This is a genomic window from Mucilaginibacter sp. OK268 (assembly GCF_900103125.1).
GTDB lineage: Bacteria > Bacteroidota > Bacteroidia > Sphingobacteriales > Sphingobacteriaceae > Mucilaginibacter.
The window spans coordinates 777,699-799,573 of record NZ_FNJV01000003.1; the positions used below are offsets into that span (position 1 = coordinate 777,699).

Genomic DNA, 21,875 nt, shown 5'->3' on the forward strand with positions numbered 1-21,875 from the left:
CATGTAATAACTTTGTATTTACATTAACCTCACAGTACTATGAAAACTCTTTTGAAAAAAGTAGCCATCTGCTTAGCGGCTACCTTATTTACATTAGGAGTAAAGGCTCAAAGCCAGGACTACGTGATTACAACCCAGGGCGATTCGATACCCTGTACCATCAAGATCCCCTTAATAACCTGTGGCGATGGCAATTATAAAACAAGTACCAATGGTCCGTCTGTAAAGATCAAGCCTGAAGAGATCAAAGAATATTATATCAGCAAAAAGGAAACACTATATAGAGCTGTTATCAAAGAAGGCAAAACCAAACCTGAATTCCTGCTTGTTTTGGAAACCGGAAAAATAAGCCTGTACGAAGAAGTTACCGAAGTTTATGTTAACAATACCGTTACCACCCTTACTAAGTGGTATGTTGCCAAAGGCTCCGATGTTGCAATACCTTTAAAAACCGACGATGTATTCATGGCCAAATCCAGAAAACAGCGTAAGGGAGAATTTACCACACTGATCAGTGATAACAATGCGGTTTATGCCCAATACACCGCCGAAAACAAATTCAGCTTTAAGCGGATCAGGATCCTGGTTCAGCAGTATAATAGTACTACAAGTATTTAAAATGCAAAAAGAAAAGGGCGATTCAAGAATCGCCCTTTTCTTTTTGCGACCAATTACTTATTAACCAAAGCCTTATCCAGTTCAGCAGTAAGCAAATTGCCATCTGATGGCCTTGCGCTGTTATTGTTCACTATTTTGCCATCAGTGCCAATAGTCATATAATGAGGGATCCCCATTATATTATATTTTTGACAAACCGGATTTCGTGTCCAGCCCTCGGCAATAAGATTAATGCCGCTTACCTTTAACGATTCCAGGCTATTTTTCCAGGTTTTTTTATCAGAATCGACACAGATATTCAAAAAAACCACATTCTTATCTTTATATTTTTCATGCAGCGGCTCGGTGGCGTTTTTTATTTCGTACACACAGGGGCCACAGCCTACACCCCAAAAATCAATGTAAACTACTTTGCCCCGCAAACTTTTCAAGGATACCGTTTCACCTTTATCATTCTTCAAACTAAAATCAGGCGCGGGCTTACCGGGTTTTAATTGCTGTACCACCGCATAAAATTGTTTAAGACTATCCGCATATCGCGGTGTTTTAACCTTGGTGATAAAGTCCTTATAAACACTGCTTACATCGTCAAATGGGTAAAACCCAAACGCCTCTTCTATCTCCTTGGTCGCAAACCAATCGCGAATCTCGGGTAAATGCAAATTATTCATACCAAAGTAATACTCATCCCATACAGGCACCCCGGCAGACGGCTTGTTCCCCCACCCCGCTCCCTGAGCAGGTACGTAATTAGAGCGAGCATAGTTAAAAATAAATTGCTTATAAGCGTTGCTATTCCTGTAAGCATATACCGATTCGGCGCGGTAATTACCGGGGTTAAATTTATGGTTGAGCATTTTCCCAATGGTACTGGTATCTTTAATTTTCAGATCAAATCTGGTCACTAATCCATAATCACTTAACAGGTTAACGTATTTATAATATACATCGGTGATCAACTTCCGACTTTCGGCCTGGTCAAGATGTACTGCCGCTATCATCATCTCCTTGTTATACAAATTATTTATCTTATCATACTTCACTGAATCAGGAGCTTTATCGGCGTACATAGACTTCATCAGGTCCATCAACTCTACACGGCAATTGTTATAAACAGAAATCATGGTCTGTAACCTGGCATTAATATGCGATTGTGGCGATGATACGCGAAACGTATTTTTAAAATCCTTGTTATCCCAGTTTACCTCAATGATATCATTTTTTTGAGCGCAAATGGTAATAGCGTCATCGTTTAGATACAGGTAGATATCTTCTGTTTCGCTGTCAATACTAATAGTTTTGTTAAAGTTACCATCCTTATCAACGGGAACGGTTACGGAGTAATTGGTCAAATCGCCGGTTATGGCCAGCTCCCAGAATTTATCGCTAAAGTTTTTAACGCTCCCTTTTATTACAGCGGTGGCTTTGGGTGCAGGTGTAGTGGTTAAAGGCATAAAGATTAAATCTTTATGAACAACTTTCTTTTTTATTTGAGCACTCAGGTTCAGCGCTAAAAATAGCAGGGGTATAAATAGCAGGTTTTTCATGAGATGTAATAAGATTAGATTATCGTAAATATAGGACTAAAACAACTAAACTTAAGTTTGCATGATGTTTATTCAAGATATGTCATTGCGAGCGCAGCGTGGCAATCTCCTCCCCAGCAGAGGCACGCGAGGAGATTGCTTCGTCGTTCCTCCTCGCAATGACATATTCTTGATAAGTAATTGAGTTCGTGCCCTGAACGCAACACATCATCTTATCTTCAGAGTTCCTGGATTTTAATTCTCAGGGTACCCCGTTTTTACTTATCTATTCCTGCCTGTTCAGCAAAGCCGCAAACTTATTGCCGTAATCGTCCAACTGCGCCTGGTATTGTTGGTGCAGGGCTGTTTCCTTATAGGTTTTTGTAGTATCGGCCAATCCGTTCAATACATATAGCTGAAACTGCACCTCGTTGGCATTCAGTGCTTCGGGTTTATTTTGCAATAGGGTATAATTATAAGCCAGCTGATCGGTCAGATAACTATCAATACCTTTTATATATCGGTTAGCCAGTTCCTTATCATTCAGTTTATAGGCCACCTGTGCCAGCATGAGCTTACGATGGGCCGAGTCGATATTGGGGTTGATATCCGGCATCTCCTGATCAAATTTATGCAGTACATTCAGCGCCAGGTCATTCCGGCCATCTTTAATCAATCCCTGGGCCAGTTCATGGAAAGTACTTTCCATAAAAGGATAAAACTCAGTTTTGGCTACCGGATCAAGATACCGGGCATGCTTAAAATTGCCGAATTTAAATTTGTTCATCACATTATTGTAGGCTACCAGGCTGTTAACCTTGCTCAGCTGATCCTTCATCGAAGTATCCTTTTTAAAAGGTATCAGGTGATAAACAAAGCCTTCTTTATACAAGTATGGTTGTAAACCGTTCATCCCAGACGGAGGCACCCCTATGGTAAAGCATACAGGCCTTTGCCAATTGTTATGAGCCAGAATATCCATGATGGCCAGGTTATCCTTAAAAATATAATTGGCAGGATACTTCCACTCCATCTCCGTAGCCAGTTTGTCTTTTTGCTCCGTGGTGATTACCCCGTTCTTTACTATAACATCCGGGTTAATGCTGAGTTTAAAGTTTTTTGTGGGCAGGTAATTCATGGTTTCGCCATTCTGATACTGTACTTTGGTGCGGCTATCGTCGGATGTAATAAAATCAAACACATCCTTTACATCTACATATCCGGGTATCTTAGCGTCGTTAAAGGCTATTACATCGCGTGTGCCCAATTTATATTTATCAAAGGGCATAGTAATAGGTAATGGTGCCGATTGGTTCATTGGCCGCTGCATTTGCCGTATCATCCAATCACTGCCAAATAAGCTGGTAATTACTATTCTTACATCAGGCCTAATGCCTTCAACCTCCTGGTCATACCAAAGGGAATAGGTATCATTATCGCCATTGGTAAACAGGATGGCATTTTTGGGGCAGGATATCAGGAAATTATAGGCCATGTCATGCGGAATCATTTTGGTCGACCGGTCATGTCCACCCCATTCCTGCCGGGCCAGCAATACGGGGGCAACCAACAGACAAGTTGCCACCGATGCCAGCGCCGCGCTGTGCGCGTTTATCTTGCGGCGTGCGGCATCATACAGGGCCAACACACCCAGGCCAATCCAAATGGCAAAAGCATAAAACGAACCCACGTACGAGTAATCGCGCTCGCGGGGTTGCAGGTTCACTTGGTTAACATATAGTACAATAGCCAAACCGGTAAAAAACCAAAGCAAGGCTATAATGGTAGCATCTCCCCTTCTTCGTTTAAAATGATAAAACATCCCTAATAAGCCAATGATCAATGGCAGGGCATATAAAGGGGTATAAGTATTTGAATTGGTGATAGATTTTGGCAGATGACGGGCACCATCAAAAATACCAGAGGTCCAGTTGCCATCAGTTGACGCCGTGCTGGTTTGGCCGTCCAGATCATTATAGCGGCCCACAAAATTCCATAAAAAATAGCGCCAGTACATCTGGTACATCTGCCAGCTCAGCATCCATCTCATGTTATCTGCAAAGGTGGGACTTTGCCCATCGGGCAGGTTAAGCCATTGCTTGTAGAATTGCACGTTCTGCGCAAAATCCTGATCACCCTCAGTACTGTGCATACGGGGCATAATGGTATTATGATCAAACACGTAATTCTGTTTTTTGCCGGATATCTCATAGCGGTTACGGCCCTTGCGGTACATAGCGCTGCCCTCGCTTTGATCAATTACTTTGGCGTCGAATTGCGGGCCGTATAGCAGGGGATTATCGCCATACTGGGTCCTGTTCAAATAGCTATTCAGGGTAAAAGCATTATCCGGATGCCAGTTGTTCAGATTGGTGTTAGCTGTAGCGCGGATAGGAATATATATAAATGATCCATAGCCAAAATAGATAAAGGCCAGGCATACCAGCGCCAGATTTAGCGCCATTTTTTGATGACGGATGCTATATCTTATAGCAAAAACCAATAATGCGATGAGGACTACAAATACAAATGCTGCTCCGCTGCCAAAACCCATTCCCAGTGTATTTACAAAAAACAGATCAGCATAAGCGGCTATCTTGATGGTATATTCCCTGATACCATATTGCACCAGACCCAGGATCACGATGCTGATCAAAAACACCACGATGCTGCTTTTTATAGTAGGATTTTTATGCCTGTGGAAATAATAAACCATAGTGATGGCCGGGATGGTTAACAGATTAAGCAGATGTATACCTATGGAAAGACCCATAATATAGGCTATCAGCACAATCCATTTATCCGCACCGGGTTCATCGGCGTGGGCTTCCCATTTCAGTATAGCCCAAAATACCACCGCGGTACATAAGGACGACAGGGCGAACACAATAGTTTCCACCGCCGAAAACCAGAAGGTATCGGTATAGGCAAAGGCGAGTGCCCCCACCAAACCGGCACCCATTACCGCGATCATTTGCGATGAGCTGATATCCTGACCTTTAGCTACCAGCAGTTTTTTAGCCAGGGCGGTTATCGTCCAAAATAAAAACATCACCGTAACCCCGCTGGCTAATGCCGAACCCAGGTTGGTGAAATAAGGTACTTTGGTGTTATCACCGAAAGACAACAGGGAAAACAGTTTACCCAGCATGGCAAACATCGGGTAGCCCGGCTGGTGCGATACCTGCAGGCGGTAAGCGCAGGATATAAATTCGCCGCAGTCCCAAAAGCTAACAGATGGCTCCAGGGTTAAAACATAGGTAGTAAAAGCGATCAGGAGGCATAGCCAGCCTAACAGGTTATTAATCTTGTGGTAGCGTATCATAAATAAGGTTGTAAAGTTTAATCATATGTAACTGAGCACCAATTTCGGAGTAAACAACCAAAAGTCCATGGACATTAACATACCTTAACATCTTTTAACACATTTTAACATATTGATTTTAAGGAGATAACGTGAGATATTGGTTAGCAGGTATTGCTGGGGCAGATCATTATGCATAGAATGTATAATTCAGTAAACAGAAAATACATCCTGTTAAATCACTAACTCACTAAATCAATAATTCAATAATTAGTAAGGCGAAACCCAAAAATTTTCATACTTTTGTATCCCGTACACAAACAATTGGTGCCGCGTAAAAAAGGCGCCACTTTACACAAAATCATGACTAAATATATTTTTGTTACGGGCGGCGTTACCTCGTCGTTAGGAAAAGGTATTATCTCAGCCTCTTTAGCCAAACTTCTTCAATCGCGCGGTTATCGCGTCACTATCCAAAAATTTGATCCCTACATCAATATTGATCCGGGAACATTGAACCCTTATGAACATGGAGAGTGCTATGTGACCGAAGATGGTGCCGAAACAGATCTGGACCTTGGCCATTACGAGCGTTTTTTAAATACCCCTACTTCCAAAGCAAACAACATCACTACAGGCCGCATTTACCAAAATGTGATCAATAAGGAACGTGAGGGTGCTTTTTTGGGTAAAACCGTACAGGTTGTACCCCACATTACCGACGAGATCAAAAGAAATTTCCGCATACTGGGCGAAAACGGCGAGTACGATATCGTGATCACCGAATTAGGTGGTACTGTAGGCGATATTGAGTCGTTACCATACATTGAGGCCGTACGCCAGTTTAGGTGGGAAAATGGTTCGGGTAACTCTTTGGTTATCCATTTAACCTTAGTCCCTTTCCTGGCTGCCGCAGGTGAATTAAAGACCAAACCAACCCAGCACTCCGTAAAAATGTTGCTGGAGTATGGTATACAGCCCGATATATTGGTTTGCCGTACCGAACACCCGCTTACCAATGATATCCGTAAAAAAATAGCCCTGTTCTGTAATGTGAACATCAACGCGGTAATCGAGTCAATAGATGCATCAACCATCTACGATGTGCCTTTGCTGATGCTGAAAGAGCAGTTAGATAAAACTGTACTTACTAAATTAAAATTAGCCCACAAAAATGAACCCGACCTGGAAAGCTGGAAAGATTTCCTGGGCCGTTTAAAAAACCCTACTGCCGATGTACGTATTGCTTTGGTAGGTAAATATGTGGAGCTCCCGGATGCTTATAAATCTATCAGCGAAGCGTTTATCCACGCTGGCGCTAAAATGGAGTGTAAAGTAAGGGTTGAATATATCCCATCGGAACAATTAACGCCCGAAAATGCCATCGAGAAACTAAAAGGCATGCACGGCGTACTGGTTGCCCCAGGTTTTGGTGAGCGTGGTTTTGAAGGAAAGATACAGGCTATACGCCATGTGCGCGAAAATAACATCCCGTTCTTTGGTATATGTTTAGGTATGCAGTGTGCCGTGGTAGAGTTTGGCCGCAATGTTTTAGGTCTGGATAATGCCAATAGTACCGAAATGAACCCTGAAACCCCATACCCGGTGATCGGTATGATGGAAGATCAGAAAAACATCACTAACAAGGGCGGCACCATGCGCCTGGGTGCTTATGCTTGTGAGCTAAAAAAGGGCAGCAAAGCCGCTACTATATACGGAAAAACCCGAATTTCTGAGCGTCACAGACATCGTTATGAGTTTAATAACGAGTTCCTTAAACAGTATGAAACAGCTGGTTTAACGCCATCTGGCATCAATCCTGATAATGGTTTGGTAGAGGTTGTAGAGCTGAAAAACCACCCATTTTTCGTAGGCGCACAATTTCATCCCGAATTAAAATCAACAGTTGCTAATCCGCACCCACTTTTTATTAACTTTGTCGCCGCTTCGCTGGCTTATGCCCGCAAGAAGTAAATACAGATATTTATAATGCCTGGACGCGTTCTGAATATACTATAATTGAGCTAAGGCATCGTAACATACCTACTGATGATGACTCTAAGCAATATATAGTGTACAAAGTAGCATCGATCTGAGCAACAAAGACGAAAATTTAACAGTGATGATCAATAACTGATAAAAAACTGATCATTCGATACAATAGATAATGGATAAAAATACATTTACAGGATTATTCCTGATCATGGCAATTATAGCCGGCTCAATTTATTTTCTGAAGCCGTCTGATGCCGAACTTAAAAAGGAACGACTGGTACAGCAGCAGGACTCTATAAGAAAGGGTTTAGCTAAAGCAAAAAGCGCCGCTACAGCAGCAATCAAACCAGACACCAACAAAGCCCAGGCGGTTGACTCTGCCCTATTGAAAAGCCCATTTGGAGCAGCCTCTGTAGGCAGCGAAAAAACGGTAACCTTAGAGAATAAGGACCTGTTAGTAAAACTGAGCACCCGTGGTGGCAAGGTTGCTTCTGTGGAACTTAAAAACTTTAAAACCTTTGATAAAAAGCCGCTTATACTTTTCAGCGGCGCTCAAAATCATTTTGGTTTAAATTTTACCGCCGGTAATACGCCTATAAATACCGACAATTATTACTTTACACCAAGCGCTCCTGAACTTAAAGTTGCCGAAAAAGATTCTGCTTCGGTTACCCTGCGTTTAAGCTACAGCCCTACCCAGTATATTGATTATGTGTACAGCTTAAAAGGTACCGGTTATAAACTGGGCCTAACCATTAAGCCAACCGGTCTTGATGGTGTTATCAACAACAGCGGCAACATTAACCTGAACTGGGCAGCCAGCCTGCACAAACAGGAAAAAGACATCAAACAGGAACGTCAGTATTCAACTGTGTATTATTTTAATACCGAAGGACATGATGATTGGTTGAGCGAAACCAAAGATGATCAAAAAGATATCAGCGATAAGAAAATGGCCTGGATTGCCTTTAAGCAGCACTTCTTTTCAAACGCGTTGATCGTTAAAAATGGCATCAGTCGTTCAAATATGGCTGTATCTACAGATGTAGCCGATACTGCCGATGTTAAACAAATGAAAGCCGACCTGACCATTGCTCGTAGTGCTGATGGCAGCGTGCCTATGGAGTTTTACTTTGGCCCTAACCGTTATTCAACTTTAAAAGCACAGGGATCCGACCTGCAAAAGTTGGTTAACCTGGGTTGGGGACCTTTAAAATACATCAACCAGTTTGCTGTATTACCGGTATTTAACTTCCTGAAGCAATTTAACTGGAGCTACGGCCTGATTATTTTAGTATTGACCATTGTATTGAAGTTGGTATTATCGCCGCTTACTTATAAATCATACCTATCGATGGCTAAAATGCGCGTGCTGAAGCCCGAGATGGATGAGATCAAAACTAAAGTTGGTGAAGATAACCCTACCCTTTTACAGCAGGAATATTTAAAGCTGTATAAAAAGGCCGGTGTAAACCCATTAGGTGGTTGTTTACCATTAGTGATCCAAATGCCTATAGTGATTGCCTTCTTCCGCTTTTTCCCAAGTTTATTTGAACTGCGTGGCGAAAGCTTTTTGTGGATGCATGACCTTTCGACCTACGACTCAGTGATCACCTTTGCTCCGATAGCTATATTGGGTGGCATAAGCCACATCAGCTTAATGTGTTTGCTGATGACCATATCAACCCTGATCTATACTTATTTTAACAACCAGATATCAGGTGCTACCGGCCAGATGAAATACATCGGTTACATCACCCCTATCGTATTCCTGGTTACTTTGAACAGCTATCCTGCCGGTTTGAACTATTACTATTTCCTGGCTAATATGCTTACCTTTTTACAGCAATACCTGATCAAATTCATGGTTGATGATAAAAAGATACATGCCCAGATACAGGAGAATAAAAAGAAGCCTGAAGAAAAGAAAAAGAAATCGGGTTTTGGAGCTCGCATGGAAGAAATGATGCGCCAGCAACAAGTACAGCCTAAGAAGAAATAAGTTTTTTTGATTTTGGGACTTTTGGACTTAGGACTGAAAGATAAAAGACAATAGACGACAATAGAAAAGCCCTGAAAGATGAATCTTTCGGGGCTTTTTGTTATACATCTTTTGCTATTGTTTGGCATCTGTGAATTGACGTTAAGCCGGTGATATTTGTGCAAAAAGTGGGTTTACACTTTTTTGCATGAAAAATTTCTAATATATTGATTATCAATAATATAAATCCATGTTAACCCTAAAAAGTGTAAACCATGTAAACCCACTTTTTGTTAATTGAGTTAACCCAAAGCTATATATCCATTCGTGATTGAATATCCGGATGGATCAAATAAAAAAGAGGCTGTATCATAAATGATCAGCCTCTTTTTGTTACACATCATTGCCGTGTTTGGTACCTGTATATAAAGAACAGAGCCTTATCACTTGTATAACACAGACGATGAGGTATTTTATTTTCGTCCCTGATCCTTTAGTCTTTTATCTTTCATCCAAAAATAAAAAACACTAAAATAATTAGCAAAATATATTACATTTGAAACATGTATGCAATTGTCGATATCGAAACCACCGGGGGCCATGCCAGCGCTAATGGCATTACCGAAATTGCCATATGCATACATGATGGTAAAAAGGTGATTAAACGCTTCCAGTCGCTGGTAAACCCGTTGAGGGAGATACCTGTTTATATCAGCGCGTTAACCGGCATTACCAACGAGATGGTACAAAAAGCTCCACCATTTGAAGATGTGGCAGCTGATGTTTACCACCTCATCCACGGCAAAATATTTGTCGCGCATAACGTTAACTTCGACTATTCATTTGTACGTTACCATTTAGCCGCAGCCGGTTACGATCTGCAGTGTAATAAACTGTGCACCGTGAGGCTGGGCCGTAAAATATTACCCGGACTGCCCTCTTATAGCCTCGGGCGCTTATGCAAACACCTGGGTATTGATAACGAAAGCCGCCACCGCGCCGGTGGTGACGCCGAGGCCACAGCCGAACTATTTACCCTACTGCTGAACAGTGATTCAGATGGCCATATTAAAATGGCGCTGAAGCAGGGATCCAAGGAGCAATTGCTCCCCCCTAATCTTCCAAAAAAGGATCTTGACCAGTTACCTTACATGCCAGGTGTATATTACTTTCATGATCAAAAGGGTAAAGTGATCTATGTAGGTAAGGCCAAAAGCCTAAAGAAACGGGTAAGCAGCCATTTCACCGGTAATAACCCGGGACTGCAGAGGCAGGAATTTCTACGCAATATACACCAGGTAACTTACCAGGTTTGCGGTACTGAATTAATCGCTTTTGTATTGGAAGCTATCGAGATCAAACGCCTGTGGCCCAAATACAACCGCTCCCTGAAACGGTTTGAGAATGCCTACTGCCTTTATGCTTTTGAAGATCAGCGTGGCTATCTGCGCCTCGCGGTAGATAAATACCGCAAATACAGCGACCCGATATATACCTGCAACTCCCTGCTCGATGGCTATAACCTACTTAACAAGCTGATCGAAAACTTTGAGCTTTGCCCCAAATTATGCTTTATTCAAAAGAACCAAGACCTGTGTGCCAGCGTTGCAGGAAGCTCATGCGCCTGCGAAGGTGTGGAAAGCGTTGAGGATTACAACCGCAAAGTAAATACGGCTATTGATCAATTAAAGCAGGCCTTACCTACCTATGCCATCCGTGATGAAGGTCGCACAGGCGATGAACATAGCTGTATTTTGGTGGAGAAAGGCCAGTTTTATGGCATGGGCTATATCTCCCACTATTTTGATGCCGACAATATCCAGCAACTCAAAAATTACCTGACTCCATACCCAGGCAATGATTATATCAAGAATATTGTATCCAACTATGCCTCCCGTTACCCGGACCGAATGGTAGTGTTTGCTTCCTGATCAGTAAATTGTTGTCATGCTGAATTTATTTCAGCATCCCACAGGCGGATACCCTTTTTATGGCTGATAGCTTGTCCTATGAGATGCCGAAATAAATTCGGCATGACTTATATTTTATCTGCACATCTATATCAACTTTTTATCACCCGCTGTATCTCATCCAGCTTCATCAGAGCCTCAACTGGAGTAAGGGTATTTACGTCAAGGTTATTCAGGGTATCACGGATCTTGACCAGAACCGGGTCATCAATCGAGAACATTTGCATCTGTACAGCTTGCTTTTGCACTTTACGAATGCTCTCTTTTATATGCTCGCCACCGGTACGTTCATTTTCAAGCTTCTTCAAGATCTCATTAGCGCGACTCAATACTTTGGGTGGCATACCCGCCAGTTTGGCCACATGGATACCAAAACTATGCTCGCTACCGCCCGGTACCAGCTTACGCAGGAATATGATCTGGTGACCGACCTCTTTTACTGATACATTAAAGTTTTTGATACGGTTGAAACTGTTGCTCAACTCATTTAACTCATGATAGTGGGTGGCAAACAAGGTTTTGGCTTTGGCCGATGGATGATTATGCAGGTATTCGGCAATTGACCAGGCAATGGAGATACCATCGTATGTTGAGGTACCACGGCCGATCTCATCCAACAGGATCAGACTACGGTCCGACAGGTTATTCAAAATGCTGGCGGTCTCATTCATCTCCACCATAAAGGTTGATTCACCGGATGAAAGGTTATCCGATGCGCCTACCCGGGTAAATATCTTATCCACTAAACCTATCGAAGCCGACTTGGCTGGTACAAAACAGCCCATTTGAGCCATCAATACAATCAAACCGGTTTGCCTTAACAAGGCCGATTTACCCGCCATGTTGGGGCCGGTAATGATAATGATCTGCTGCGATTCCGAATCCAAATAAACATCATTGGTGATATAAGATTCACCCAGCGGCAGGTTCTTCTCGATCACCGGGTGACGGCCACCTTTAATATCCAGCTCCCGGCTTTCGCTCATTTCGGGCTTTACATAGTAGTTTTTGATAGATATGGTAGCAAAGTTTAGCAGCACATCCAAACGGGCTATCAGCTGGGCATTAAGCTGTATCGGCTTAATATATTCAGCAAGGGCATACAGCAGGTCGTTGTACAAACGTGTTTCCAGCGCCAGTATCTTTTCTTCGGCGCCTAATATCTGCTCTTCGTATTCTTTTAATTCTGGGGTGATATAGCGCTCGGCATTCACCAATGTCTGTTTGCGGATCCACTCCGACGGCACCTTATCACGATGGCTGTGCGTAACTTCCAGGTAATAACCAAACACGTTATTAAAGGATACTTTGAGCGATGGAATGCCGGTTGCCTCTGCTTCGCGCTTCTGGATCTCGAGCAGGTAGCCCTTACCGCCGAAGGCGATCTTACGTAACCTGTCCAGTTCCTCGTTGATCCCCTCGTTCATTACCGATCCTTTTACGATCATTACCGGGGGTTCAGGGTGTAACTCTTTTTCTATTTTTTCGCAAATAAGCACGCAGGGATTAAGCTGTTCGCCAATGGCCCGGAGTGGCTGGCTCTCGGATGTTTCGGCTATTTTTTTGATGGAGCCGATAGCCATTAATGCTTTTTTAAGCTGGCATACCTCGCGTGGATTGGCCTTTTGTAAACCAATTTTGGAGATCAGCCTTTCCAGGTCGCCTATCTGGCGGATGTATTGCTGCAACTCTTCGCGCAGTTCTTCCTGGGCTATCAGGTATTCCACTACGCCCAGGCGGTCGTTGATCGGTTTTATTTCTTTTAACGGCATCACTATCCAGCGGCGCAGTAAACGCGCGCCCATGGGTGAGCTGGTTTGGTCAAGCACATCAACCAGGGTTTTGGCGTTCTCATTAGCCGAACCAATCAACTCCAGATTACGGATACTGAATCGATCGAGCCACAGATACCGGTCTTCTTCAATACGCGATATCGATGATATATGCTGCAGGTTGCGATGTTCGGTCTCGTTGAGATAGTGGATAGCCACCCCCGCGGCAATAATACCCAGGTTAAGCTTATCAATACCAAAACCTTTGAGCGATTTTACACCGAAATGTTTTAGCAGCGTTTCATTGGCATAATCCCCGCTGTAGGGCCACTCATCAAGCGCATAGGTATAAAAGCGGTCGCCATAGGTATCCTTAAAATCACGGGTACGGCTTTTGGGATAGATGACCTCGCTGGGCGAAAAACTTTGCAACAGCTTATCAATGTAATCACTGTTACCCTGCGCGGTGATAAATTCACCTGTCGAAATATCAATGAGGGCAATGCCTACGGTATTTTTTTCAAAATGAAGTGATGCCAGGTAATTATTGGTCTTCTGATGCAGTATATTATCATTGGTAGCCACACCAGGGGTAACCAGTTCCGTAACGCCGCGTTTAACAATGGTTTTGGTGGTTTTAGGATCTTCCAGCTGATCGCAGATAGCCACACGCTGCCCTGCCCTAACTAATTTGGGCAGATAAGTTTCCAGCGAATGATGCGGAAAGCCGGCCAGTTCAATATGGGTACCAACACCATTACCACGACGGGTAAGTACAATGCCTAATATGCCCGAGGCTTTAATGGCATCTTCGCCAAAGGTTTCGTAAAAATCGCCCACACGAAATAGCAGCAGGGCACCGGGATACTTAGCCTTTATGGCATTGTATTGCTGCATTAAGGGGGTTTCTTTGGTAGTGTCTTTAGCCAAGCGGTTACTCCTTTTGTTAATCGGGTAAAGTTAATGCATTGACTGCGCATTTACGGGATTGTGGAAAAGTTACAGCGTTGTGGAAATCAGCAAAACCGTGGGCTTTATGTACGGAAACTAATAACCTGAAAACAAAACTCAAAAGTCTTAAATAGCAGTTGATTGCAATTATCGGCTTAATCCACCAAAGGTTTTCTGATCAGAAAAAGGTGATGCTGGTTTAATTTTAGCCTTGATATACCGATCTATAATATCATTATAAATGTCCTTGTCGTTTCCCTCTATCAAATCGGTCGACACACAGATACAACTGTTTCTGATACCCTCTCCTTTTACAGTAAAAAAGATAGACAAGCCCTGCCCACGCATTTTCCCGCAGCTGATGTCTGTTACATCTTTCCAGTAAACAACCTTATTTTCAATATGATAGATCAGTTTTTCATGATCAAGTTGCAGAGCGGCTTTATCTTTCAGATCGTAAGTAAAACATTGCCTGCAATAATAAACGGCAATAGCGCTAAGAATAGCTATTACCGGTAAAACACCTGGCCAGTTATGGGTATTTATGTCCGCAACACATATAAACGCTATAGCAAAAGGTATAATGATACCTACAAGCCACAAGGCTTTACTGCATTTATAAGTAATAACGTTCATTTTAGGTTTTACGGAAGTACTAAAATAAAAAAAATTATTTAAAATAAAAAATATTTAATGTCAATACTACAGTTTTTTAATTTTATTCTTACTAATTGGTTTACAAACAGATATACGATAGATACTGTTATTGGGTTTGCTGGCGTAAAACATTTTTTTAAAAAAACCTTCAATATTTTTTGGCCGGAGTTGCGCCACCGGTCACAAACAACTTTTTCCAAATACTGTTTAAGCTAAAATTTACCTGATGAGTACCTTAAGACTACTAAGCGACGAACAAAGCAACCGGATCAAACTTTTTTATAAAACCGGCTTTCCTATCGGTATTATATTCATACTGGCTTTTGGCATCCCTTTAAGTATCGTAACATTAGCTTTTGCAGGTATTATAGCCTCCATAGCCATGCTCATTTTAATTACCTGCGGCATTTATCTTATTGTCAAAAAACGAAATCAAAAAATTTCTCATGCCCTGGAAGTATATCAATACGGAACCGAAGAGGAGATTTATTTCGACTCCATTGAACTAAACTATAACTACCAGGTAAACGGCCGGCCGCAACAGATCATCAACATACGGTGCGGTAATGAGCTGATACAGGTTAAAACATTCAGCGATAAGGTTTGCAATGCCTTTAGACTACCTTCGCAAAAGGCCTACTTTTATGAGCAGTATCCCGAGATTGTTTTACCATCATCTATATTTTATACCACTATTAACGATAAACAGAATCCCTCTCAAAAAACCAGAAGCATTAATATTTAGCTATCCTTTTTCGCTGCTCCAAAAAACTTTTTAAACCTTAAATTTTAACAATTTTTAGTCGAAAACACGGTGAAAAACCTTCGTTTTTAGTCATTTTAACAAAGTTTTAACACCATTTTAACACTTTTTAACAAATTTTTGATGGGTTTTGAAAGCTTTAAAAAGTATTAAATATCTGATTGTCAAATAACTAAATTAAAAACGACCTGTTTTTGATCTGTTTTATCCTTAATAAAACAGCCCGGTTTTCCTTTTTGATCAGAAAAACCGGGCTGCCGTTCACTCAAATATACGAAAATTGGGGCGTAAATCCAATCTATATTTCTTGATATACGGCCTTGCCTCTGCTTCCATTTGGAAATATGAATTTTTATTAATTACTTTGTATTACAAAGTACTTTTAAATGATAAAATCATATCGATATTTCACCCCTGCCCTGTTGCTTTTTTTGCTGGAGGTTTTGATTGCCCGGTACGTGCATGATAGCATCATCCGTCCGTTCGGCGGCGATTTCCTGGCCGTAATATTTCTTTACTGCCTTATCAAAAGCTTTTTATATATACCGGTATTCAAAGCTGCTTCATGGGCATTGCTGGTGGCTTATGCTATAGAGGTTTCACAATACTTTCATTTAACCCGTTTATTGGGTCTGCAAAACTCAAAAGCGATCACGCTAATATTAGGCAGTTCCTTTTCATGGATGGATATATTGTGCTACACCTGTGCTTTTGTGCTCATTATCATGACAGAACAATTCAGAGCCCGCCTTGCGGCAGGTAATCAAATAACCAGGAACCTGAAACAATAAATATGGAATATTTTGTCGATGAGCACTCTATAGTGCGAAAGATCTGGGGTAAGGCCGATACCATCCTGTTTATTTTTGCGGGGGCGGCGGCTGAATTTGCCCTGAACAAAGCGGTGGATTGGTTATACTTTACCGGTAAGCTCCCTGCCGACCCACTAGGCCGCTTATTCTCTACGGTGGCTTATTCCCGGCAGATCATTTTTTCGGAGCGTGAGGCGGCCCTAAAGGCTATTGACAGGATCACGGCCATTCACCAGGGTGTTGAAGCCAGCCGGGGCGCACAAATACCCGATTGGGCCTATCGTGATGTATTGTTCCTGCTCATCGATCTTTCTATCAGTTCCTACGAACTGTTGGAACGGCCCCTAACCCTGTTAGAAAAAGCCCAGACCTTTGCCGTATTCAAACGCGTAGGTACGCGTATGCAGCTTACAGGTTTACCCGCCACCTATTCCGAATACCTGGACATGCGCCATCAACATCTGCAACAAAACCTGGTTCAGGGCGACCTAACCGTCGACCTGTATCATCAATATCGCCTGCATTTGGGTGCCGCGCGCTACCATGTATTAAAACAGGCTCAGTTGCTGGTGGTACCACCTCAGGTGCGTGATCATCTCCACCTAAACAGGGTGTCATGGTTGCGGCCTGTATTATGGGGGTACAAATTCTTAAAACTGTTAAAACTAAGCGCGTTTTTACGCGACGCGCTGCTACCGGCAGCCTACAAATCGCAAATAAAAGATCTTGATAACGTATACCTCCAATCCTAAAATCCGGTGAAAACAAGTCACTTTTTTACATTTGTTAAGCAAGAGGCCCTGTCCTGCCTGTTCCCGGCATTGGTTTTTACAATGCTGGCCATATCGCATTTATTTAAGGTATTTATTCCCCGGTATGATTTTATGCTGATAGCCTGCCTGTTAATCCAGATGGCCATGTACTACACCAAAATTGAGACCAAAGATGAGGTACTGGTGATCTGTGTATTCCACCTTTTAGGCCTCGGGATGGAGCTGTTTAAAGTACATTATGGCTCCTGGACTTATCCGGAATTTGCGTATACCAAAATTGGGGGCGTGCCTTTGTACAGCGGTTTTATGTATGCCAGCGTAGCCAGCTATCTGTGCCAGGCCTGGCGACGGTTAAAACTCGGGATCATCAACTGGCCCCATCACCGCACTGCACGTATCATAGGCGCGCTTATTTATCTGAATTTTTTTACTAATAAATTCATCTATGATGTGCGTTACTTGATCGGTTTGCTCATCCTGTACTTTTTCTGGCGATCTGTAGTGATATTTAATCTGCAAGGCAAATTGTACCGCATGCCCACTATACTTTCGTTCCTGCTCATCGGTTTTTTTATCTGGCTGGCCGAAAACGTAGCTACCCTGCTTGGTGCCTGGAAATATGCCTATCAACATCACGGCTGGGCTATGGTGAATTATCAAAAAATAAGCTCCTGGGGCTTCCTGGTGATCGTGAGCTTTATTATAGTAGCCGAATTAAAGATGCTGAAAAGCGGGGTTAAAAAGTCAGCTCCTTTAATTGCCGACACCGTGCATAATTAAGATAGGGTGTCATGAAGTCAGTCGAAGCATAATGGGCAGGCCTCCGCGCGGGTCTTCGACAAGCTCAGACTGACAGGCCATTTTTGAAGGTTATATAAAAATATGTCATTGCGAGCGATAGCGTGGACAACCGACCGTAGGGAGTTCATTAATACCTTAAACAAAAATTAACATTAATAATCTCCTCGCTTGCATATTAAACGCGATGAGATTGCCTCGTCGTTCCTCCTCGCAATGACATAGTGTTTAAAACAACGTTTTTCATCCATGGTCTATGGACTATCGACCATAAACCTATCTGTAACATTTTCGATGCTTTTTTATCGGCGACAATAAGCCCGCATAACCCGCCGTTCCTTGTCTAAACCTCTTTCGCTATACAATATGAATAAACAATTCAGCCAGGTTAAAATACGTTACAATACCGATAGCAATGGCCAGGATCAATGCTGGCGACTCATCCTTGATGGCGACGAAGTATTGGTTGAATCGGTACAGGTTAACGCCTCGGTTTTTACCTCCCGGGATTGGATCGAATCCGTCGGTAAATTCAAACATCACATTTCGGTAAGCGATTGCCATGTCAGCATCGACGAAGAAGGCACCGCCCTGATAACGGCTAATGCCCTTTAAAGTTTTTTACTTAACCAGATCCTGTTTAATAATAATTCCTCATGCTCTTTTGAATCTGCCTTTAAAGTGATCTTATAAAAGCCTTCTTTAGGGAAATTGAAAGTACCGGTCCGTTCGTTCACAAATTCATCGGTATAACTATCATGTGGTTCTACAACCACCTTCCCTGTTGGCTTTAATGATTGTGACAGATCTTGATCACCAGCTGTAATTTTTATCGGCGTAGCGGTTTTTGAATTATTATGGTAGGATATATCTACATTATAAGATCCTGCAGCAGGTACATAAACCTGCCAGCTAAGCGAACCTTCTTTATCTATGATCAAATGAGCGGGACGCAGGCCATCAAATGGTACCTTTTTATAGGTTGCCGTTTTTTCCGAAGCATTATTACCGGTTAAGGCCAATCCCCCGAATGTTGATTCGGCTACTGCCTTTTCGTCCAGCTCTACCGATTGCGCGTATTGTAAGGCGATCACGGATACAAAATGATCTCCGGCAACATCTGGCAATTGGATATGGGTATATGGGCCCGTTTTTGTAAAGTTTAAGGCAACTTTACCGGCATCAGTTATCAGCTCCGCTTTTTCGGGTTTCGACAGGATCCCGGTTAAACGTAATATCCGGTCCAGGGGCCAGTTATATACCTGCAGGTAAACGATCTGTTTTTCCCCTTGTTTCTTTGTCGTTATCCTTCCCCAATCGTGCTGATCTGGTCGTAATTGAAGCCCTGTACAGCCATAAACAGATTCACCGTTTTTGGATAGCCAGACACCCATGTCATTCAATCGAGTTTGATCTTCATAAGGAATAGCACCATCTGCCCGGGGACCAATGTTTAGGGTGAACCCGCCGTTGAGACTAACGTTGCCTATTAAAGATTGTAGTAACTGACTGGTAGATTTATATTCATTCTCCAGCGCGTTGTAGCCCCATGAATTGGCAATTGTGCCGGATGTTTCCCATGGATGATTGGTATAAGCGGCGCCTAACTGGTTATCGCCCATGGTTTCGAAATCAATACCCGGAGTATTTGCCGGCAAGCCCAGTCTGGAGTTGATCAGGCAATTTGGTTGCAGTTCGTGTATCAGTTTGATAACCTGATCCAACTGCTCTTTTTTTACAATGGTTGTTTTGTAATCAACCCACATATCAAACCAGATCATGGCAACGTCGCCATAATTGGTTAACAGTTCACGCAGTTGTGGTAAAACTTTTCCCTGCCAGTATTTATTGTATTGCTCATCGGTAATACGGCCGGTTATTTCCTGGTTATGATCCCAGCCATCCGGATGTTCCCAATCCAGCCAATGCGAATAATAAAAGCCCAGCTTCATACCATGCTTTTTACAGGCAGCTGCCAACTCCTTCAATACATCTCTATTGGTACTACTAAGCTTACTTAAATTGTTATCACTCACTTTGGAGTTCCAGATAGCTATGCCATCATGATGTTTGGCGGTAATGAGGATATATTTCATGCCTGCTTTTTTAGCCTGTAGTACCCATTGTTCGGGGTTTATTTTATCCCAGTTAAAGCGTTTGGCCAACTGCACATATTCTGCTTCGGGTATGCGGTTGCGGTAGCGGATCCATTCTGCATAATTATTTCCATTTCTAAGGCGCTCACCCTCCCAGATCCCTTCGGCCGCGCTGTACAATCCCCAGTGAATGAACATGCCGAAACGGGCATCGGTAAACCATTTAACTTTTTCACTATTAGTTAATGCAGGCTGAGCGTTAACAGCGCCTATAAAAGAGAAGAATAACAATAAAGCAAGCAGTGTACGTTTCATCATTTTGTTGATGTGTAGGTATTTAACAATTAAGAGCGTTTATAATGGTTTATAAAAGTACTAATCGTTATAGCTTAAAATTTCGCGAAGTTATCATATGACTAAGCGAAATTGGCACAAAAGCTGGCTATCCGGGATGCTTGATCTGAGAAGCTGTTTAAAAAACATTTTATGTAGAGACGCATAATTGCGTCTCCCACCGGACAAGCCGCCTTTCAAAACGTAACCGTCTTAACATGTAAGGGGGGGACGCAATTATGCGTCTCTACATTTAAAAACAATCGAATTTAGGCAGCTTCAGAAATTCCGCGCGCTTTAGGGTACTGAAGTGAGTCTTTTAACTGCTTACAACTCCCTGATCACCCGGCAGGGGTTACCTGCTGCTATAACGTTAGCGGGGATGTTTTTTGTAACCACACTGCCCGCGCCAATGGTGGTATTATCGCCAATGGTTACGCCGGGGCATACAATTACCCCGCCGCCCAACCATACATTATTGCCGATGGTAATAGGCGACGCGTACTCGGGGCCTTTGATGCGTTCGGCTGCAATAACGGGGTGATAGGCGGTATAAAGCTGCACATTGGGCGCCATGGCCACGTTATGACCGATGGTTACACGGGCGCAATCCAATATGATACAGTTAAAGTTCATGAACAGGTTTTCGCCTGCGAAAATATTGGAACCATAGTCGCAATAAAATGGCGATTGAATATCGATCTGGTTTTCAAAGCCGCCCAGCAATTCTTTTAAAACTGCTGTTTTACCGGGTTTATCGTCATAACTTAAGGCGTTATACTGCATAAATAATTTCCGAGCCCTTGACCTGCCGGCTACCAGTTCGGCATCACTTGCATCATAAAGCTCGCCGGCAAGCATTTTTTGTAATTCGGTTTTCTCCATAGGTAGTATTGGTTATTACGCGCCAAGTTCTGCTTTGTCGTCATAGCCCAGCTGCAGATCCTCTGCTATCCGATTAGCGGAGGGCCTGCTCCGGAGAAGAATAAGCATTAAAACGACTGATATAAACAGGTAAAACAAATTACCGCTTAACATAAAGGCTACGATATTAAAAAGAGAAGGCCCTTCTAACAAAGCCGCTCTGGTGATAAATGCAGCCTGGTAACCGGTCACTTTACTTTGCAGGTCAGCTTTTTCAGTAAGGCGCCCAATTAGTTGCTTAAACAAAAAGAAGCCTGCAATAATGCCTCCGAAGGCCAGCAGCGGGGCAACAAAGAAAAAAACATCCTTGGTATCCCTGGCATTAAAATATATGGCTTTGGTACCGGTTGCATAAGCAACACCCGCAAACAACACCTGCCCGGCCAGTAAGGCGCCGTGTATAACTTTCATGGTTTTAACAGCAGCAGCCGGGCTTTGCGGTACTAAAGGTGGGTTCATTTTGCGATTGATTTAGTAATGCATTATACAGATATTTTACGAGAACATCATTAAATTATTTTATGATTTAACTTTAAATATGGGCCGGCAACTTTGATCTATTATATACAGTCACCCCCCTATCCTACCGTAGCTTAAAGCCC

At 42.7% G+C, this 21,875-nt stretch carries 16 protein-coding genes; 9 read left to right on the forward strand and 7 right to left on the reverse strand.

Annotation, left to right across the window (positions count from 1 at the left end; all coding sequences use genetic code 11):
- Window positions 1-39: 39 nt before the first annotated feature.
- Window positions 40-618: a hypothetical protein gene (locus BLR84_RS13590; RefSeq protein ID WP_090468743.1), complete on the forward strand. Its 579-nt coding sequence runs from the start codon at window positions 40-42 to the stop codon at window positions 616-618.
- A gap of 53 nt (window positions 619-671) precedes the next feature.
- Here the strand turns inward: BLR84_RS13590 and BLR84_RS13595 are convergent, their stop codons facing one another.
- Window positions 672-2,165 (reverse strand): TlpA family protein disulfide reductase, encoded by a 1,494-nt coding sequence (locus tag BLR84_RS13595; protein WP_090468745.1) that lies wholly within the window; start codon window positions 2,163-2,165, stop codon window positions 672-674.
- Between the two features lie 265 nt (window positions 2,166-2,430).
- A complete protein-coding gene (locus BLR84_RS13600; protein WP_255366938.1) occupies window positions 2,431-5,469 on the reverse strand; it encodes a glycosyltransferase family 117 protein in 3,039 nt (1,012 codons plus the stop codon).
- A gap of 342 nt (window positions 5,470-5,811) precedes the next feature.
- Between BLR84_RS13600 and BLR84_RS13605 the strand changes: the two genes are divergently transcribed.
- From BLR84_RS13605 to BLR84_RS13615, 3 genes are all read left to right on the forward strand, one after another.
- Window positions 5,812-7,422: a CTP synthase gene (locus tag BLR84_RS13605; protein ID WP_090469325.1), complete on the forward strand. Its 1,611-nt coding sequence runs from the start codon at window positions 5,812-5,814 to the stop codon at window positions 7,420-7,422.
- A gap of 193 nt (window positions 7,423-7,615) precedes the next feature.
- Complete coding sequence (yidC, locus tag BLR84_RS13610; protein ID WP_090468747.1) at window positions 7,616-9,445, forward strand: membrane protein insertase YidC; 1,830 nt, start codon at window positions 7,616-7,618, stop codon at window positions 9,443-9,445.
- A gap of 542 nt (window positions 9,446-9,987) precedes the next feature.
- Window positions 9,988-11,355 carry an exonuclease domain-containing protein gene (locus tag BLR84_RS13615; protein WP_090468750.1) on the forward strand — a complete coding sequence of 456 codons (1,368 nt, stop codon included), beginning with the start codon at window positions 9,988-9,990 and terminating at the stop codon, window positions 11,353-11,355.
- A gap of 131 nt (window positions 11,356-11,486) precedes the next feature.
- On the opposite strand, the gene mutS is transcribed toward BLR84_RS13615, so the two are convergent.
- Complete coding sequence (gene mutS / locus BLR84_RS13620; RefSeq protein WP_090468752.1) at window positions 11,487-14,096, reverse strand: DNA mismatch repair protein MutS; 2,610 nt, start codon at window positions 14,094-14,096, stop codon at window positions 11,487-11,489.
- 168 nt (window positions 14,097-14,264) lie between these two features.
- Window positions 14,265-14,753 carry a hypothetical protein gene (locus BLR84_RS13625; protein ID WP_090468754.1) on the reverse strand — a complete coding sequence of 163 codons (489 nt, stop codon included), beginning with the start codon at window positions 14,751-14,753 and terminating at the stop codon, window positions 14,265-14,267.
- A gap of 247 nt (window positions 14,754-15,000) precedes the next feature.
- Here BLR84_RS13625 and BLR84_RS13635 point away from each other — a divergent pair, with 247 nt between their 5' ends.
- From BLR84_RS13635 to BLR84_RS13655, 5 genes are all read left to right on the forward strand, one after another.
- Window positions 15,001-15,519 carry a hypothetical protein gene (locus BLR84_RS13635; RefSeq protein ID WP_090468758.1) on the forward strand — a complete coding sequence of 173 codons (519 nt, stop codon included), beginning with the start codon at window positions 15,001-15,003 and terminating at the stop codon, window positions 15,517-15,519.
- Between the two features lie 404 nt (window positions 15,520-15,923).
- Window positions 15,924-16,328, forward strand: coding sequence for a ribosomal maturation YjgA family protein (locus tag BLR84_RS13640; protein WP_090468760.1), 405 nt, complete (start codon window positions 15,924-15,926; stop codon window positions 16,326-16,328).
- Between the two features lie 2 nt (window positions 16,329-16,330).
- A complete protein-coding gene (locus BLR84_RS13645; RefSeq protein WP_090468762.1) occupies window positions 16,331-17,101 on the forward strand; it encodes an oxygenase MpaB family protein in 771 nt (256 codons plus the stop codon).
- A 6-nt stretch (window positions 17,102-17,107) separates the two neighbouring features.
- On the forward strand, window positions 17,108-17,902 hold the full coding sequence (locus BLR84_RS13650) for a DUF817 domain-containing protein (protein WP_090468764.1): 795 nt from the start codon (window positions 17,108-17,110) through the stop codon (window positions 17,900-17,902).
- Between the two features lie 384 nt (window positions 17,903-18,286).
- A complete protein-coding gene (locus BLR84_RS13655; protein ID WP_090468766.1) occupies window positions 18,287-18,535 on the forward strand; it encodes a hypothetical protein in 249 nt (82 codons plus the stop codon).
- On the opposite strand, the gene BLR84_RS13660 is transcribed toward BLR84_RS13655, so the two are convergent.
- The 3 genes from BLR84_RS13660 to BLR84_RS13670 all read right to left on the reverse strand — a co-directional run bounded on the left by BLR84_RS13660 (window position 18,532) and on the right by BLR84_RS13670 (window position 21,732).
- Window positions 18,532-20,334, reverse strand: a complete 1,803-nt coding sequence (locus BLR84_RS13660; RefSeq protein ID WP_255366939.1) for an alpha-L-fucosidase — start codon at window positions 20,332-20,334, stop codon at window positions 18,532-18,534. The genes BLR84_RS13655 and BLR84_RS13660 overlap by 4 nt on opposite strands.
- 342 nt (window positions 20,335-20,676) lie before the next feature.
- Window positions 20,677-21,234: a sugar O-acetyltransferase gene (locus BLR84_RS13665; RefSeq protein WP_090468769.1), complete on the reverse strand. Its 558-nt coding sequence runs from the start codon at window positions 21,232-21,234 to the stop codon at window positions 20,677-20,679.
- Window positions 21,235-21,249: 15 nt separating this feature from the next.
- Window positions 21,250-21,732, reverse strand: a complete 483-nt coding sequence (locus tag BLR84_RS13670; RefSeq protein ID WP_090468771.1) for a hypothetical protein — start codon at window positions 21,730-21,732, stop codon at window positions 21,250-21,252.
- Window positions 21,733-21,875 lie beyond the last annotated feature (143 nt).

Bases quoted from the DNA above. Each gene is read 5' to 3' on its own strand.
- BLR84_RS13645 (WP_090468762.1), top strand. From the start codon at position 16,331: ATGGAATATTTTGTCGATGAGCACTCTATAGTGCGAAAGATCTGGGGT.
- yidC (WP_090468747.1), top strand. From the start codon at position 7,616: ATGGATAAAAATACATTTACAGGATTATTCCTGATCATGGCAATTATA.
- BLR84_RS13665 (WP_090468769.1), bottom strand. From the start codon at position 21,234: ATGGAGAAAACCGAATTACAAAAAATGCTTGCCGGCGAGCTTTATGAT.
- BLR84_RS13640 (WP_090468760.1), top strand. From the start codon at position 15,924: ATGATAAAATCATATCGATATTTCACCCCTGCCCTGTTGCTTTTTTTG.
- BLR84_RS13625 (WP_090468754.1), bottom strand. From the start codon at position 14,753: ATGAACGTTATTACTTATAAATGCAGTAAAGCCTTGTGGCTTGTAGGT.
- BLR84_RS13605 (WP_090469325.1), top strand. From the start codon at position 5,812: ATGACTAAATATATTTTTGTTACGGGCGGCGTTACCTCGTCGTTAGGA.
- BLR84_RS13660 (WP_255366939.1), bottom strand. From the start codon at position 20,334: ATGATGAAACGTACACTGCTTGCTTTATTGTTATTCTTCTCTTTTATA.
- BLR84_RS13670 (WP_090468771.1), bottom strand. From the start codon at position 21,732: ATGAACCCACCTTTAGTACCGCAAAGCCCGGCTGCTGCTGTTAAAACC.
- BLR84_RS13655 (WP_090468766.1), top strand. From the start codon at position 18,287: ATGAATAAACAATTCAGCCAGGTTAAAATACGTTACAATACCGATAGC.
- BLR84_RS13595 (WP_090468745.1), bottom strand. From the start codon at position 2,165: ATGAAAAACCTGCTATTTATACCCCTGCTATTTTTAGCGCTGAACCTG.
- BLR84_RS13590 (WP_090468743.1), top strand. From the start codon at position 40: ATGAAAACTCTTTTGAAAAAAGTAGCCATCTGCTTAGCGGCTACCTTA.
- BLR84_RS13615 (WP_090468750.1), top strand. From the start codon at position 9,988: ATGTATGCAATTGTCGATATCGAAACCACCGGGGGCCATGCCAGCGCT.
- BLR84_RS13635 (WP_090468758.1), top strand. From the start codon at position 15,001: ATGAGTACCTTAAGACTACTAAGCGACGAACAAAGCAACCGGATCAAA.
- BLR84_RS13600 (WP_255366938.1), bottom strand. From the start codon at position 5,469: ATGATACGCTACCACAAGATTAATAACCTGTTAGGCTGGCTATGCCTC.